Consider the following 13,800-nt stretch of genomic DNA (forward strand, 5'->3'; position numbering starts at 1 on the left):
GATGCGGGCGGACGGCGGGGCATGGGGGGAGCGTGGCATGCGGCGGCGGCGGTGGCTAGGGGTGTGTCCGGGAATCATGGTTATCGGACAGATATGCTCCTGTCAGATGGGCATCGCAACCGCATCGAACGCCGCTTCAGCAAAGGCAGTCCGCTCCTCATTACCGCGACTTCTTCATGTCCCCTCTCCTTGTCCGCAGGCCCGACCGGGAAGAAGCTTTTGCTCAGATCAAACTAAAAACAGGGAGGGAATGTCGCGTGTCCATGCGCGCCATGAAAATACTAGCCTGGAAGGTAATTTTGACAATCGAGGCGGGAGACGCCTCCTTACGCGCTCCCCCACCTATCTTTATAGAACTACAATTCATCAATTAGATAAAGTCGAGGAATATCACTGCGCAGAATAACCGCCGTCTATCACCATCGTAGTGCCCGTAACCCAAGCGGATGCGTCACTCATCAAATAAAGAGCGGCAGCAGATATGTCAGAAGGCTGACCAAATCCTAACAGGTGACGGTGCTCATAATCGACTATCGCCGCCTCTCCCAAACTCTTGGACAATCTACCGTGCATTTCTGTAACAATTGCACCTGCTGCGATACTATTGACACGAATACGCCGCGAGGAGAGCTCGCAGGCCAGACTACGCGTCATGCCATCTACTGCCGCTTTGGCAGCAGAGTATCCCACCATACCGGCCGTCCCACGCATTCCTGAGACGGAAGACATGAAGACGATTGATGCGCCGTCATTCATGATGCCACGCGACGCAGCAGCCCGAGCGATACCGAGCGAGCCGTAGATTGCAGGACCGAATAATTCCGCGGCATGTTCGCTTTTGAACATTCTCATTGGTCGAACCAATTCGGTTCCCGCACTATGAAAGATGCCATCGATTGGCCCACCGTCTGTAGCGGCAGACTTAACAATTTCGGCCGCACTTTCAATGTCAGAGAGCGGCGCGACTCGCACCATATGTCCATCACCCGCCAGACTCGATTGGGTTGCCTCCAACCGCTCGTGGTCACGGCCCAGAAGCGTCAGGCGGGCACCGACGATCGCAAGCGCCTGAGCCGTGGCGCGTCCCAAGCCAGAGGACGCCCCAGTGACCAGCACATGTCGATCTTTCAACATATCTGCCGCAAAAATGCTCATCATTGATCTCCCATCCGTTCAATTCGATTGCCACGTGACGTGACAACCTTGTATGGTGCACGCATCTAGCCGGAGCATGTTATTTGGAAAAGGGTCGCACCATTATCGTGGGGGCCGGTGGTTTTGGGCGTGAACTCATCAACTGGGCCGAGGATTGCAATCTCTCTGGGCTATTGCCCGCCGTCGCAGGCTTTATCGACGACGACGAGAATGCAATGAATGGGTTCGACTATCCCGTTGGAATGCTTGGTTCGATCAGTGATTATTACCCTGTAGCGGGTGACCGGCTGTTGATGGCTATCGGCACCCCAATCACTAAACAGAAGGTGTTTGAATCGCTCAACGCACGTGGATGCGTGTTCGCGTCGTTGATTCACCCGCGCGCCATTGTTGCTAACACCGCTCGGATCAGCGAGGGCGCTATCGTCTGCCCATTGTCACTTATTTCCGCCGACGCAACATTAGGGCGTTTCGTAAGCGTGAACGCCCTGTCCAGCGTTGGACATGATGTCACGATTGGCGATTATTCCACCCTCAGTGCTCATGTCGATCTCACGGGCGGAGTGGCGCTTGATACTGGTGTCACGATCGGCACCGGGGCCAAGCTGCTTCCACGTGTCAAAGTCGGAGCCGGAGCGATGATCGGAGCGGGTTCAATTGTGTATCGCAACGTACCGGCCGGACGCTCAGTCTTCGCTGCTCCGGCCAAGCTGCTTGGCGTTACAACGGCCAAGATAGCGGCGCCGTGACGGGCAGGTCATTCGTCAAAAAATTCCTGTGATCAGTGCCAAGCGTAGTTTCAGCACGTCGGCGGGTCGGCGCCGCAACTGACCGGCACATGCAAACAGCCAGCATCTGTCTAGCAGCGACAACCGTATAACGCGCCGCGCTACGAGGCGGTCGGGTTCTCCAAGCTCTAGCTGTGATGCGAGCCATACGATATGGCTGCGATACCAACGATCCCGCAGTAGCCTGACCCTGGCCAGAAGATCAGCAATCCCCCGGCGGGATCCATATACGTTGTTGGCATGTTGGCGGTACAATATGGGAGCCACATCATCACACACCCAGCCTAATCTGTTAGCACGAAAGAAGGCGTAGATAATCCAATCATGCGACACACCAATGTTAATGGGAAAGGTGACTCCACAAAGCCAGACCCGCAATCGTTCGGCTGCTGCCCGAGTCAGGACATAGGTGCAGCCTGCTGAGGCACCCTGAAACAGATAGTCGTATCTTCGTTGGGGGCCGTGCTTCAGCACAAGCCAAGGCGGGCGCCTTCCCTGGTCATCGAACGCCGACAGATTTGCGGAATAACCGGCAGCTTGGTTCCGAGATAGCTGAAGCACCGCACGAGCCAGCTTGCCAGAGAGCCACAGGTCATCTTGATCCGCCAAAGCTATATAGTCGGCATTACCAAAATTTGTCGTCGTCAGCATCGTAATGAAGTTCATCGCTGCCGAGCCGGTCGTGCGATTGTCATCGGGCTCAATCGTCAACCGCGGCTCGTTCGTACGCACCGCTTCAAGCAGGCGCAAGGTCGCATCCGTCGAGCCATCGTCGCGCACATGCACACGAACATCGACATCATATTGATGGAAGATGGTGGAAAGCTGGTCTTCAATAAACCGCTCACCGTTGAAACTAGCGAGAAGTACGAGGACGCGTGGTTTCGCGACAGTCACAGATAAACCTGCCCAAACTGAAAGTACAACAGCCCTGCGCACAAACAAACAAAAATCGGCGTGCCAATTGAACGAACGCCCACGCGCTCCCACGGGTATATCACGATCATTGGAATTAGCCAGAAAGGCGTCTGGCGGAAAGCGGCGACTGGAGATGCAATAAAAAACAAGCCAAAATAGATACTAAATGATGAAAGCAAATAAACATTTAATTTCTTGTTTTTAGCCGGAGAAAATATGAAAAATCCTCCGGTGAAAATAGCGGTAAATGCCAGAAATATATAATGATTTATACTAGTTACATAATCATTTGCTTGACCTTCCTCTGTATAAGCAATATACTTCTCAAAAAATGGTACGGATTTTATAATAGATATAATGCCGTTAGATATTTGTGGTGCAATAACACTAACAATTACCAGAAGAGAAACAAGCACTATGAACATCTTAGCCGGCTTGTCTGCGCGAAACGCAGTTGGCAGCTGATCACGGAAGTACAGCAACATGAAAGGCCCGATCGCTAACACCGTGGACGCGTGAAACATTAGCGCTGCGAACATATACAGCCAAGCGCGTCTTTCGTCTTTCATGGCATGGCGAACGGCCAACGCGACTAGGAAATATGCCGGCGTGGCGCGCAGCGTGACAAAGGCGAGCGCAGGTCCGAGCAGCGCAAAAGTGAAAAGCGTCGATTTCCATGACGAGTCATCAGCAGCGAACGTCAGTGCCGCGAAAAAAAGAAACGTGGCACCCAAAGCGTAATGTGCCACCACGACGGCACCATATATCGATTGCACCAGCCAATGCAGTGACAACAGCCAGTAATTTGAAAAGGCTTCGAAAAAATACCAATTGTCTGGAGGGAAATGAACAAGCTGGTCTACATAAAGAACATAAGTATCAAAATCTGCAAAGCGATCCGGTTTTGTATTTATGCTCAGGCATCCGATTGTGATGCCAATTACAATTAAGATGATCCAATGAAGAACGGTGCCGCTTACGTTCTCGCTGGAAGATTGCATCGCATTTTTTTCATCCATTTATCGAACTACCGTAGATGAGCGCGCAAATCACACCGGCTGTACCGAACGCTGCTGCTCTTCCCAAGCTATAGCTCGGTAGGTCATTCAATAATGAGCCTTCATCAAGCGATCGGAAAAGGCGCTGATCGACCATGAACAACAATAAGATAGTGCCAAGAGCATTCACTGTCTGCCCCACGTAAGACAACGACATCCTATATTGTGGAACAAAGACTGCGAGGAGGAGCGGAAGGCTTATGCCAAGTCCGAAACATAGCGATGCCGTCGCCGTTGCCAAGACGATAGACTTGTTACGCGGTATTGCAGCAGGAGCCACGTTCCATTGCTGATGCGGCAGCAGCAATATGCGCCCCAGCATCGTCATAGTCACCCGCGTCGCACGCCCACCTGATAACATGACGAGATGCGCTAGGAACGCAGCACCGAAGCCGATGGCTAGTGTTCCAGATACTTGGCGTGCCGTGGCGCCATTCTCAATGCCGAAAGCGATCAATGCGTTATAGGCTAGAGCAAAGAACCTGCCGAAATACAGATAGATGTTAGAGCGGCTCACATACAGCCCCACCATTCCTGGCGGGCAGGCACCTTTTATCCACCACGATGAGGACTCCACCAGAAATGCTGCCGTCATCGCGACGGCAGCCGCCGCGGAAAGCAGGTACATAAATGGTGTCACTTCCGGAAGACAAACAAATTTTGTAGTGCAAGAAACTCGGCCATCGGCGTCCGCGCTAGCGCGGAGGGAACGAGCCGCCCTGAGCCACGCCATGTCTTCAGCGTAAAGCCGGCATCCGTGGCAAGTCTCACGACATCACCTTTGCAGAACCACCGGACATGGGTGCGATCGAACAGCCCGGCCTCGTCCCGTGGGAAAGTGCCACGGACAAACAACTGATATGCGGTTCGGATTTGACGTATATTGGGTACGGACATCGCCAGCAGGCCACCGGGACGAAGAAGGCCATATATCACACGGAAGAACGTTTCCGTGTCTTCAACGTGCTCGATGACGTCGTTCGCGATGACCAGATCAAACGCTCGTGGCAGGCGGTCGACAACGGCCGGATCGGTAACCGAGCCCAGAACGAAGCCGTCAAACGGAATTGTCGGCGCACGCACATCGACTCCCCAGGTTTTAGCCCCAAGTTCGTCACCCAGTCGGTGTAGGGTCGGGAAGTCGCCGCCACCCACTTCCAATATAGCGTCGGCACGTGTTATCGGAACGATGTCAATCACGTCCGTCCGCGCGTTGTCGTAATAATAACCCGGCTTCATTGTAACATTTTCCCTCGCAGCGGGACCTTGGTCAAATCGGTTGCCTTGCCCGTGATCCCGTCATGCCGTCTAGCAGTGCGTTGCCAATCGATCGCAGCGATGCGCGTCGATCACGGCTGACGATGACATAGACGGGCGCGCGATACAGCAGCTTGACCAACTCAGACAAGCGCCACACCCGCGGAATGTAAGGTCGCCGCGTCAGCCATAGCGTATTGCGGATGATGAAATAGTGTCGCACCGGAGAACGATGGATGGGGCGGAACCGTCCGGACAGATTGACGCCGATTTCTCCCATGTCGTGTTCCATTACGACCTCGGGAATCGTCATCGTATCAAAGCCGCGCGCGCGTGCGCGGAAGCACCATTCATGATCGATGCCGTCGATGAACAATTCCTCCCACATCGGGCCGATGCTGTTCCACGCCGCGCGGGAGATCAGTGAACCTGATGTCGCCAGTGTTCCGCTGTTGGGTTTGGGCGGCGCGAACGTCTTGCTTGCCTTCCGATCGAGAAGCAGCGGGGCAGCGCAGGCCAGCCGCCGTCCAGAACGCTCCTCGATAGAACGCACTGACGCGACCATCTTGTCGAGCAAGTCTTCAGGCGGTCGGCTATCCTGATCGAGGAGCAGGGCATAATCCGCTCCACCGCCGATCGCGGTGTCGATTCCCTGATTTAGGGCGCGTGCCAACCCCACATTATGATCGTTCATAATGACGGTCACCTTGTCGCCGTCAGGCAGTAAAGGTACAGCCTCATTCGCTAGCGCGTTGATGACAATGATGAGATGGATACCCGCCCGGGCAAGCATTCGCAGATTTGCCAGATCGTCCGTCGTAGGGTGAAACAGCACCACGACGATCGCCGCACGTACGTCAGCCGGTATCGATAGATCATGGAGCATGACAGCAGATCGCCTATGGCCGCTGGAAAGGACACCGAGCGGTGATCCGCTGCCGCTTTTTGATTACCGCGTCAATGCCGCAGCTACCGAAGGAGGTGTTCCCGCTCCGGTGCAATCCCATCGGAACGCCCAACCCAGCCGCGTCTTCGTCCCGCTCGCTCGCACGATCGCCCAATGGGTCGCGTCGCGTCGGACGAGCCGCAGATCGCTCCGCCCCAGTGGACGGCTTTCCGATGCGGCCGACACGATAACCGGGATGTCGCCCGAACTAGCGTCGGCGGGACCCTGGGAGTCGACGATGGTCAGCGATCCCTGTACTTGCCAATCCCCGCCGGCAGACCCGGCCTGAATCGTGATCAGATCAAACGCAGCGGCTGAAACATCGCGCGGTTGGACTAGGAAGCGACCAGACTGGACCGATCCCGCATATAGAACGTCCGTCGCGAAAATGCCGTGGTTACCACCTTCGAGCGTGATCTGTCCTCCCACCCCCATCGGCTGGACGCTCAGGCAATCGCGAAACACGACCCAGCTATCCGCGATGTCCCACTTGAATGATTGCAGCGGACCGCCGGAGACGCTCGTTCCCGAAAAGTGACAGGATTCAAACACAACGCTACCGGTAATGTAGCGAAAACGCGCTAAATATTCGTGTACGTTTTCAAAGAAGCATCCAACAAAAAGAATATTACTTGCGTTCTCAATATCAATGCAATAGCGATTCTTTCGCCCACCACCTTCAAAACGTCCGCCGACAATCGTCACGCCATCGGCCCCCCGCAGAAAGATCGATCCTTCGGAATGATCGATCCACTCCGATCCGATGGCGATCAGGCAGTTTGTGCCCGTTCCCGAAACCTTGATGCCGTACGGCGCGCTACCGAATACGCAATTGATAATCTTTGTCGTCTGGAGCAGCTTGTTCGCTTCGATATTGGCGACGCTCTGCAAAAGCATTCCCACATTTTGCAGCCGCAGGTCGGCATTTTCTTGCTCGGCATCCAGCTTGATACCGTGCGATCCGCCATAAAGTGTCAAGTCCTGCAACCTGGCGGAAATTAGTCCACTGACTGCTGCATTTATAAGAATTGGCCTATCAAAGCTTCGATCGTTCTGGCTGTTAAGGATCGAACTTACGCCTTCGCCAAACAGGCAGATATGGTTAGGCAGGGCGATGCTGTCACCACGCCGGAAGTTGCCTGCTGGAATGAAGACACTTGCCGGATATTGATCGCTCTTCGCGGCCGCCGCAATTGCTTGCCGAATCGCCTTCAGATCGTCGGCGGTCCGATCGCCCTGGGCACCGAATGCCCTGATATTGATCCGTCCATCTGCGCCGCTTGGGGTTGGACGCGGTTCAGCCTGCCAACTAGCCTGCGCACCACGTGACGACCACAGCATCGCGCTGGACCCCATCGCGGCCACGAACATACGGCGTCGTTCCTCACTTGGCGCGATCTCGATTACACGAGATGCGGCCTTGGCACGATGATCACGGCGCCAGCGCTTGACTAGGTCCTTCAGTGACAAGGGCATCGTCTCCGTATGATTAAATCAGAGTATGCAAGACTTTAGCCGCGCCCGATACATTCCGCACCAATGCATCACCTGTTTCGGTGTGGTTCCACCACCTCACAATCATTGTTGCCCGTACCCATGAACTCCGACATTGTCACACTGTCGGCCGCACTGATCCCCTGCCGGTCGAAAATCCGTTTTACCGTCAGCAAGAGTATTTTAAGGTCCAGCGACAGAGAAACGTGATCGACGTACCATACATCGAGCGCAAAGCGCTCATCCCACGAGAGGGCATTGCGCCCATTGACTTGGGCGAAGCCGGTGAGCCCTGGCCGTACTTCGTGGCGTCGCATCTGCTCCGCCGTATAGCGCGGTAAGTATCGGGTGAGCAGCGGGCGTGGGCCAACCAAGGCCATGTCTCCGCGCAGGATATTCCAAAATTCGGGCAGTTCGTCGAGACTTGTCGAGCGCAGCCAGCGACCTGCGGCAGGAAGTCGATCGGAATCTGGCAGCAGCGCACCGGTAGCATCGCGCGCATCGGTCATCGTGCGAAACTTTAGCATTTTGAATACTTTACCGCCAATCCCGACCCGATCCTGGGCGAACAGGATCGGCCAGCCGATCATCCAGGCGACATAGCAACCGACCATGACGAACACCGGCGACAAAAGCACGGCTGCGATTGTCACGACCACCAGATCGAACAGGCGTTTCGTCATCGCGAGAGCCGGTCGATGACGGCAAGGACCCGCGCGACGTCATCCTGCGTCATCGCCGAGCCAGATGGCAAGCAGAGCCCGCGAGCGAAAGCTCGAGCAGCGCAATCACCACCGATGGCTGATGCGGATGCGAAAACTGGCTGCAAATGCATCGGCTTCCACACCGGCCTGCTCTCGATGTTCTTGGCCTCCAGTGCGAGACGGATGGCTTCGGCGGCGATGCCGGCTTTGATCGGGTCGATTTCGATCGTGGTCAGCCAGCGGTTGGCTCGGCCCGTCTCCGGCTCATTATGTAAGAAGAAGCCAGGCCGGTCGCCAAGCGCGCGACGATACGCGGCGTTGATCGCCCGTCGCGCCTCCACGCGGGCTTCCAGTACCTCCAGCTGTGCGACCCCGATCGCCGCACAGACATTACTCAGGCGATAATTGTAGCCGAACGTCGTATGCTCATAATGCGGCGCGGGATCACGCGCCTGCGTCGCGAGAAAGCGCGCTTCGGCCGCCTTCGCCGGATCTGCGCAGCCGAGGGCTCCCCCCCCACTGGTGGTGATGATCTTGTTGCCGTTGAAAGAGAGGATCAGGAAGTCGGCACCATAACCCGCATGCTGGCCGTTCCAATGAGAACCCACAGATTCGGCAGAGTCACTGATCCACAAAAAGCCGAAGCGGTCCGCCAGCGCCCGCATTCGTGTAGCGTCGATGGCGCTGCCGTAAAGGTCCGTGGAGATGACGACCTTCGGCAAGGCGTCGCGCGAACCCGCTCGCTGCGCCAAGTGCTCTTCCAGCAGGTCCAAATCCAGCAGCAGCGTCTTGGCATCAACATCAAGAAATACAGGGCGCGCTTGCTCATAGAGGATCGGGGCGACGCCGCCAATGAAGGTCATCGTTGAGCCCCATACCTCGTCGCCGGGGCGCAGACCGCTCAGTCGCAGCGCCAGATGGAGCGCGGCCGTGCCGCTCGAGAGCGCGACCATGGCGTTCATACCAGTCAGGGCGGCCAGATCGTCCTCGAAGCGATCGACGAACGGCCCAATCGGAGCAATCCAGTTAGAGCGGAATACCTCGTCGACATAGAGCTGCTCATTCGGGCCCATATGCGGTGGTGACAGAAACAGGCGATCCGGCATGATGTCGTATTTCCTTGGCGCGAGATGCTTTTTGGTCGAAGCTGTGGCGATCTTTCGAGCATTCGCTGCGGCGTTTGCGGGAATGAGCGGCAGCGATCAAGCCCGGCTCTGTCGCCGCGATTGCAGGCGACGCTTCCCGGACGGTGCACAAAGCGATAGGACGCGCCCGCAGCCACACCATCGCTGGCAAGCCATTGCCCACATCGCGGAGCACAGTCGATGCGAAATATTACCGACCCTTTGCTGGCGCTTCCGCGACCGATCAAGCGCGCCATCGCTGTGGGGGTCGATGCGGCGCTTTGTGCGCTGACGCTGTGGATTGCCTACTATCTGCGACTTGGCCAGTGGGTCCCGATGAACGGCCGACCCGCGATTGCTATCGTGTTGTCAATCGTCATTGCCATTCCTGTCTTCGCGGCCTTTGGACTCTACCGGATGGTATTCCGTCACGCTGGTGTCGATGCCATGACCTCGTGCGCGATGGCCTGCATCATCTATGGACTGCTGTATTCCTCGTTCATTACAGCTTACGGTTTCGATGGCGTCCCGCGCACGGTCGGCCTGATCCAGCCGGCGCTGCTCTATCTTGCGATCGCCGTGACCCGCATTTCTACAAGCGCCATATTGGGTAATCGCTATCGTCGGATCCGTGCTTCCGCGGCGCGGAACCGCGTCCTGATCTACGGTGCTGGGTCGGCTGGTCAGCAATTAGCCCGAGTCATGGAAAATAGTCATGAGATGAAGGTCGTCGGCTTCGTCGACGACGATCGATCGCTGCATCACAGCCGAGTTCGCGGCCTACGCATCTATCCGCCGCAGCAACTCGGGCATTATATCGAAAGCCTTGGCATCACCGATATCCTGCTCGCGATCCCATCCGCCAACCGGACGCGGCGAACGCAGATCATCGCTGATTTGAAGGATCTTGGCGTGACGGTGCGGACGCTGCCCGGATTGATGGACTTGGCACATGGTGCCGTTCATGCCAGCGACCTTCACGAAGTGACGATCACCGATCTGCTGCAGCGCGATCCAGTGCCGTACGAGAGCAATGCGCTGCTTGAACATGTCGCGGACAACGTCATTCTTGTAACGGGCGCAGGCGGGTCCATCGGAAGCGAGCTTTGCCGGCAGATCATCGCGATGCGGCCCAAGCGGCTACTGCTCGTTGATGTCAGTGAATATGCGCTGTATCAAATACATCTTGAGCTTCAGTCAACAGGGGGCGAGCGGCTTGTCCCGCTCCTCGCCTCAGTGACGGACACAACGCGCATGGAAACGATCCTGCGAACGTGGAAACCGCAGATGATCTTCCACGCAGCGGCGTATAAGCATGTGCCGTTGGTAGAGCACAATCCGCTGCAAGGTCTGAGCAACAATGTGATTGGCACCGCCACAGTCGCGCAGTTGGCGGCACGCTACAACGTTCGCGACTTCGTGCTCATAAGCACCGACAAGGCAGTTCGCCCTACAAACATTATGGGTGCATCCAAGCGGCTAGCCGAACTGGTGTTGCAGGGGCTCAGCAGCCTCGACGATCACGACACCTGTTATTCGATTGTTCGGTTCGGCAACGTCTTGGGGTCTAGTGGTTCAGTGGTGCCGCTTTTCACCCGGCAAATCCAAGCGGGTGGGCCGATCACGATCACGCATCCCGACATCACCCGTTATTTCATGACGATCCCGGAAGCCGTGCACCTGGTGCTCCAAGCGGGGGCGATGGCGACGGGCGGTGAGGTGTTCGTATTAGATATGGGCGAGCCGGTACGAGTAATCGACATGGCGCGGAACATGATCCGTCTGTCGGGCCTCACGGTGCGCGACGAGGGTCGGCCAGACGGCGACATCGAAATCCGAGTGGTCGGCCTGCGTCCTGGCGAAAAGTTGTATGAGGAACTCCTCATTGGCGCGAACCCACTCCCGACCGCGCATCCCCGTATCATGAAGGCAAACGAGCATAAATTGCCGTGGAGCGAGCTGGATCCGCAATTGTTGCGTCTGGCGGAACTGATTGGTGCGGGAAATGTCAAGATGGCCCGCGAGTTGTTGTGCCAGCTTGTCGTTGAATTCGCGCCCAGCAGCGATATCGTCGACTGGGTCAGTCTGGAAAACGGGCGGCCGGGCAAGGTCCTGCCGCTTACCCTGAAACCGACTGCTGCGCGCGTCTGAAAGCGCCTGACCGATCGCATACCGCGTGTGCGACGTCCGCTCGTTCCGGAGTCCATCAATGTCCGTTCATTCCGCTCGCCTGCCCATACGCGCTAGCCTGCCGTTCGCGTTGCTCCTGTCATTTTTGGTCGTGCTCTGGTTCGCCGGGGGGGCTTCGCGTGGCGATGTCAGTGGACAGATCGTTGTACGCGCCTGCGCATGGCTAACGCTGGGCGTGTCCGTCCTGTTCGTGACCCCGCCGCGTGAGCCGCGGTTGCGTCCTGTCGCGCTTCTCGTGGGAGCCACGACAATCGTGGCGCTGCTTCAGCTCGTCCCTCTTCCGCCCTCTATTTGGCAGGCTCTTCCCGGCCGCACAATCTTTGCGGAAGCTGCCGCGGCCAGCGGACAGGTACAACCGTGGCGACCCTGGGCAATCGTTCCCTGGGCGGCGGCCAATGCGGCCTCGTCGTTGATCGTGCCGGTGGTCGTCCTTTTCCTGACGGCATCCTTAACGGCGAACGAGCGAGCATTGCTGCCAGGAGTAGTGCTGTGCCTCGTCTGTGCTTCAATGCTTGTCGGCTTGCTGAAACTCATTGGTGCCGGTTTCGACAACCCGTTCGTCAACGATTCCGTCGGGCAGGTCGCCGGCAATTTTGCCAACCGCAACCATTTCGCACTGTTTCTCGCGCTGGGCCTCATACTGGCTCCGGTCTGGGCCTATCGCGGTGGCCGCTTGCCCGGCTGGCGTGGCCCGATGGCGGCGGCGATGGGGCTGTTGCTGGTGCTGACGATCCTGGCGAGCGGATCTCGTGCCGGACTTCTCGTCGGCGTGATCGGTTTGTGTCTCGGGCTGGTCATCGTCCAGCGCGGCATTCGTCAGTCATTGAGTGGTCAGCCACGCCGGGTCGTTCTGCTGCTCGTCGGCAGCCTCGTCGTAATCGGCATCGTGCTTGCCATTGCCACTGTTTCAAGCGACCGCGCCGTGTCGATAACCCGTCTTGTCGGGGCTGACATGGGCGACGACATGCGCAGCCGCGGCCTGCCCGTTGTTATGACAATGATACGAGAGTATTTCCCAGCCGGTGCGGGGCTTGGAGGGTTCGATCCGCTGTTTCGCCAACACGAGCCCTTCCACCTGCTGAAGCTTACTTATTTCAATCATGCTCATGACGACTGGCTGGAGGTGGTGCTCGACACCGGCCTGATCGGCGTCTTGCTGCAGGGGATAGCGCTGCTGTGGTGGGGCCGGCGAAGCCTGGAGGCGTGGCGCAGGGGCGGGGCGCTGCGATATGCGGTGCCGAAACTGGGATCGGCCACGTTGCTGCTGGTCTTCATTGCCAGCCTCCTCGACTATCCCGCACGGACACCGCTGATGATGGCGATAATTGTCCTGGCCGCTTGCTGGTTGACAGAGGGCTACGATCAGCATCGATCCCCAGCTTTACCGGATGCAGACTAGCCTCTATAGCCACTTGCTCTTGGTCAGTTCGGAAGCGTCCCTCGCGCATGCGCAAAACCTGTATCGCCCTTCTCGTGGCGGCTAGCCTCTCGGCGTGCGGAGGAAGGGAGCCATTGGTCTCAACATCAAGGCTGACAGTCGTGCCCGAAAGTGGTGCCCTGCCCGCTCCCAACCGCACTGACCTTACCGCGGCCGATCGTCCCTCGCTGATTGGCCCGCTCGATACGATTCAAGTCGACGTTTTCAATGTGCCAGACCTCAGCCGTGAACTTCAGGTCGACGCCAGCGGTCGGATTTCGATGCCGCTGATTGGCACGATCGATGCGAGCGGCAAAACAGCGGGTGAATTGGCTCGGCTTATCGAGACCTCGCTTCGTGGGCGCTATGTTCGTAACCCTGAAGCGATCGTCAACATCAAGAGTTCGGTCAGCCAGGTCGTCACCGTAGATGGTCAGGTCGTGGAACCCGGTCTTTACCCCGTGACCAACCAAATGACGCTGATGCGGGTGATTGCCTCTGCCAAGGGGCTGTCCGAATATGCCCGTCAGGACGACGTAGTCATCCTGCGGACGGTCAACGGACACAAGATGGCTGGCCTGTACAACATCGCCGAGGTTCGGCGTGGGGCATATGATGATCCGTTGATCTACGCCAACGACGTCATCATTGTTGGAGATTCTCCGCAACGGCGCCTGTTCCGTGACTTTGTCTCCCTGTCTCCGCTGCTGGCGGGGCCCCTTATCGCTATCTTGCAATAGTCGAGCCCC

The 13,800-nt window shown here is 57.2% G+C and carries 13 protein-coding genes; 4 read left to right on the forward strand and 9 right to left on the reverse strand.

Annotated elements, in window-relative coordinates; all coding sequences use genetic code 11:
• Positions 1-390 precede the first annotated feature (390 nt).
• Complete coding sequence (locus BW41_RS20395) at positions 391-1,158, reverse strand: SDR family NAD(P)-dependent oxidoreductase (protein WP_200870353.1); 768 nt, start codon at positions 1,156-1,158, stop codon at positions 391-393.
• Between the two features lie 80 nt (positions 1,159-1,238).
• Between BW41_RS20395 and BW41_RS20400 the strand changes: the two genes are divergently transcribed.
• Positions 1,239-1,904: an acetyltransferase gene (locus tag BW41_RS20400; RefSeq protein WP_152542131.1), complete on the forward strand. Its 666-nt coding sequence runs from the start codon at positions 1,239-1,241 to the stop codon at positions 1,902-1,904.
• A 15-nt stretch (positions 1,905-1,919) separates the two neighbouring features.
• On the opposite strand, the gene BW41_RS20405 is transcribed toward BW41_RS20400, so the two are convergent.
• The 8 genes from BW41_RS20405 to BW41_RS05555 form a co-directional block, all read right to left on the reverse strand.
• On the reverse strand, positions 1,920-2,840 hold the full coding sequence (locus tag BW41_RS20405) for a glycosyltransferase (RefSeq protein ID WP_161773115.1): 921 nt from the start codon (positions 2,838-2,840) through the stop codon (positions 1,920-1,922).
• On the reverse strand, positions 2,837-3,862 hold the full coding sequence (locus BW41_RS20410; protein WP_161773116.1) for an EpsG family protein: 1,026 nt from the start codon (positions 3,860-3,862) through the stop codon (positions 2,837-2,839). Before BW41_RS20410 ends, BW41_RS20405 begins: the two co-directional genes overlap by 4 nt.
• A 10-nt stretch (positions 3,863-3,872) precedes the next feature.
• The gene (locus BW41_RS20870) at positions 3,873-4,547 is read right to left on the reverse strand and encodes a hypothetical protein (RefSeq protein ID WP_152542133.1); all 675 of its coding nucleotides are present in this window, start codon (positions 4,545-4,547) and stop codon (positions 3,873-3,875) included.
• Between the two features lie 8 nt (positions 4,548-4,555).
• Complete coding sequence (locus tag BW41_RS20415; protein ID WP_081792923.1) at positions 4,556-5,158, reverse strand: class I SAM-dependent methyltransferase; 603 nt, start codon at positions 5,156-5,158, stop codon at positions 4,556-4,558.
• A gap of 31 nt (positions 5,159-5,189) precedes the next feature.
• Positions 5,190-6,062, reverse strand: coding sequence for a glycosyltransferase family 2 protein (locus BW41_RS05545; protein WP_037532280.1), 873 nt, complete (start codon positions 6,060-6,062; stop codon positions 5,190-5,192).
• Positions 6,063-6,125: 63 nt separating this feature from the next.
• Positions 6,126-7,598: a right-handed parallel beta-helix repeat-containing protein gene (locus BW41_RS20420; protein ID WP_081792924.1), complete on the reverse strand. Its 1,473-nt coding sequence runs from the start codon at positions 7,596-7,598 to the stop codon at positions 6,126-6,128.
• A 68-nt stretch (positions 7,599-7,666) separates the two neighbouring features.
• On the reverse strand, positions 7,667-8,299 hold the full coding sequence (locus tag BW41_RS05550; protein ID WP_037532283.1) for a sugar transferase: 633 nt from the start codon (positions 8,297-8,299) through the stop codon (positions 7,667-7,669).
• Positions 8,296-9,426 carry a DegT/DnrJ/EryC1/StrS family aminotransferase gene (locus BW41_RS05555; RefSeq protein WP_037532285.1) on the reverse strand — a complete coding sequence of 377 codons (1,131 nt, stop codon included), beginning with the start codon at positions 9,424-9,426 and terminating at the stop codon, positions 8,296-8,298. The genes BW41_RS05550 and BW41_RS05555 overlap by 4 nt, the downstream gene beginning before the upstream one ends.
• Positions 9,427-9,645: 219 nt before the next feature.
• Here BW41_RS05555 and BW41_RS05560 point away from each other — a divergent pair, with 219 nt between their 5' ends.
• From BW41_RS05560 to BW41_RS05570, 3 genes are all read left to right on the forward strand, one after another.
• Positions 9,646-11,595, forward strand: a complete 1,950-nt coding sequence (locus BW41_RS05560) for a polysaccharide biosynthesis protein (RefSeq protein ID WP_037532287.1) — start codon at positions 9,646-9,648, stop codon at positions 11,593-11,595.
• Between the two features lie 58 nt (positions 11,596-11,653).
• Positions 11,654-13,033, forward strand: coding sequence for an O-antigen ligase family protein (locus tag BW41_RS05565; RefSeq protein ID WP_037532288.1), 1,380 nt, complete (start codon positions 11,654-11,656; stop codon positions 13,031-13,033).
• A gap of 140 nt (positions 13,034-13,173) precedes the next feature.
• Positions 13,174-13,791, forward strand: a complete 618-nt coding sequence (locus BW41_RS05570; protein WP_235199575.1) for a polysaccharide biosynthesis/export family protein — start codon at positions 13,174-13,176, stop codon at positions 13,789-13,791.
• The last annotated feature ends 9 nt before the right edge of the window (positions 13,792-13,800 follow it).

This window comes from Sphingomonas sp. RIT328 (assembly GCF_000632225.1).
GTDB classification, from domain to species: domain Bacteria; phylum Pseudomonadota; class Alphaproteobacteria; order Sphingomonadales; family Sphingomonadaceae; genus Sphingomonas; species Sphingomonas kyungheensis.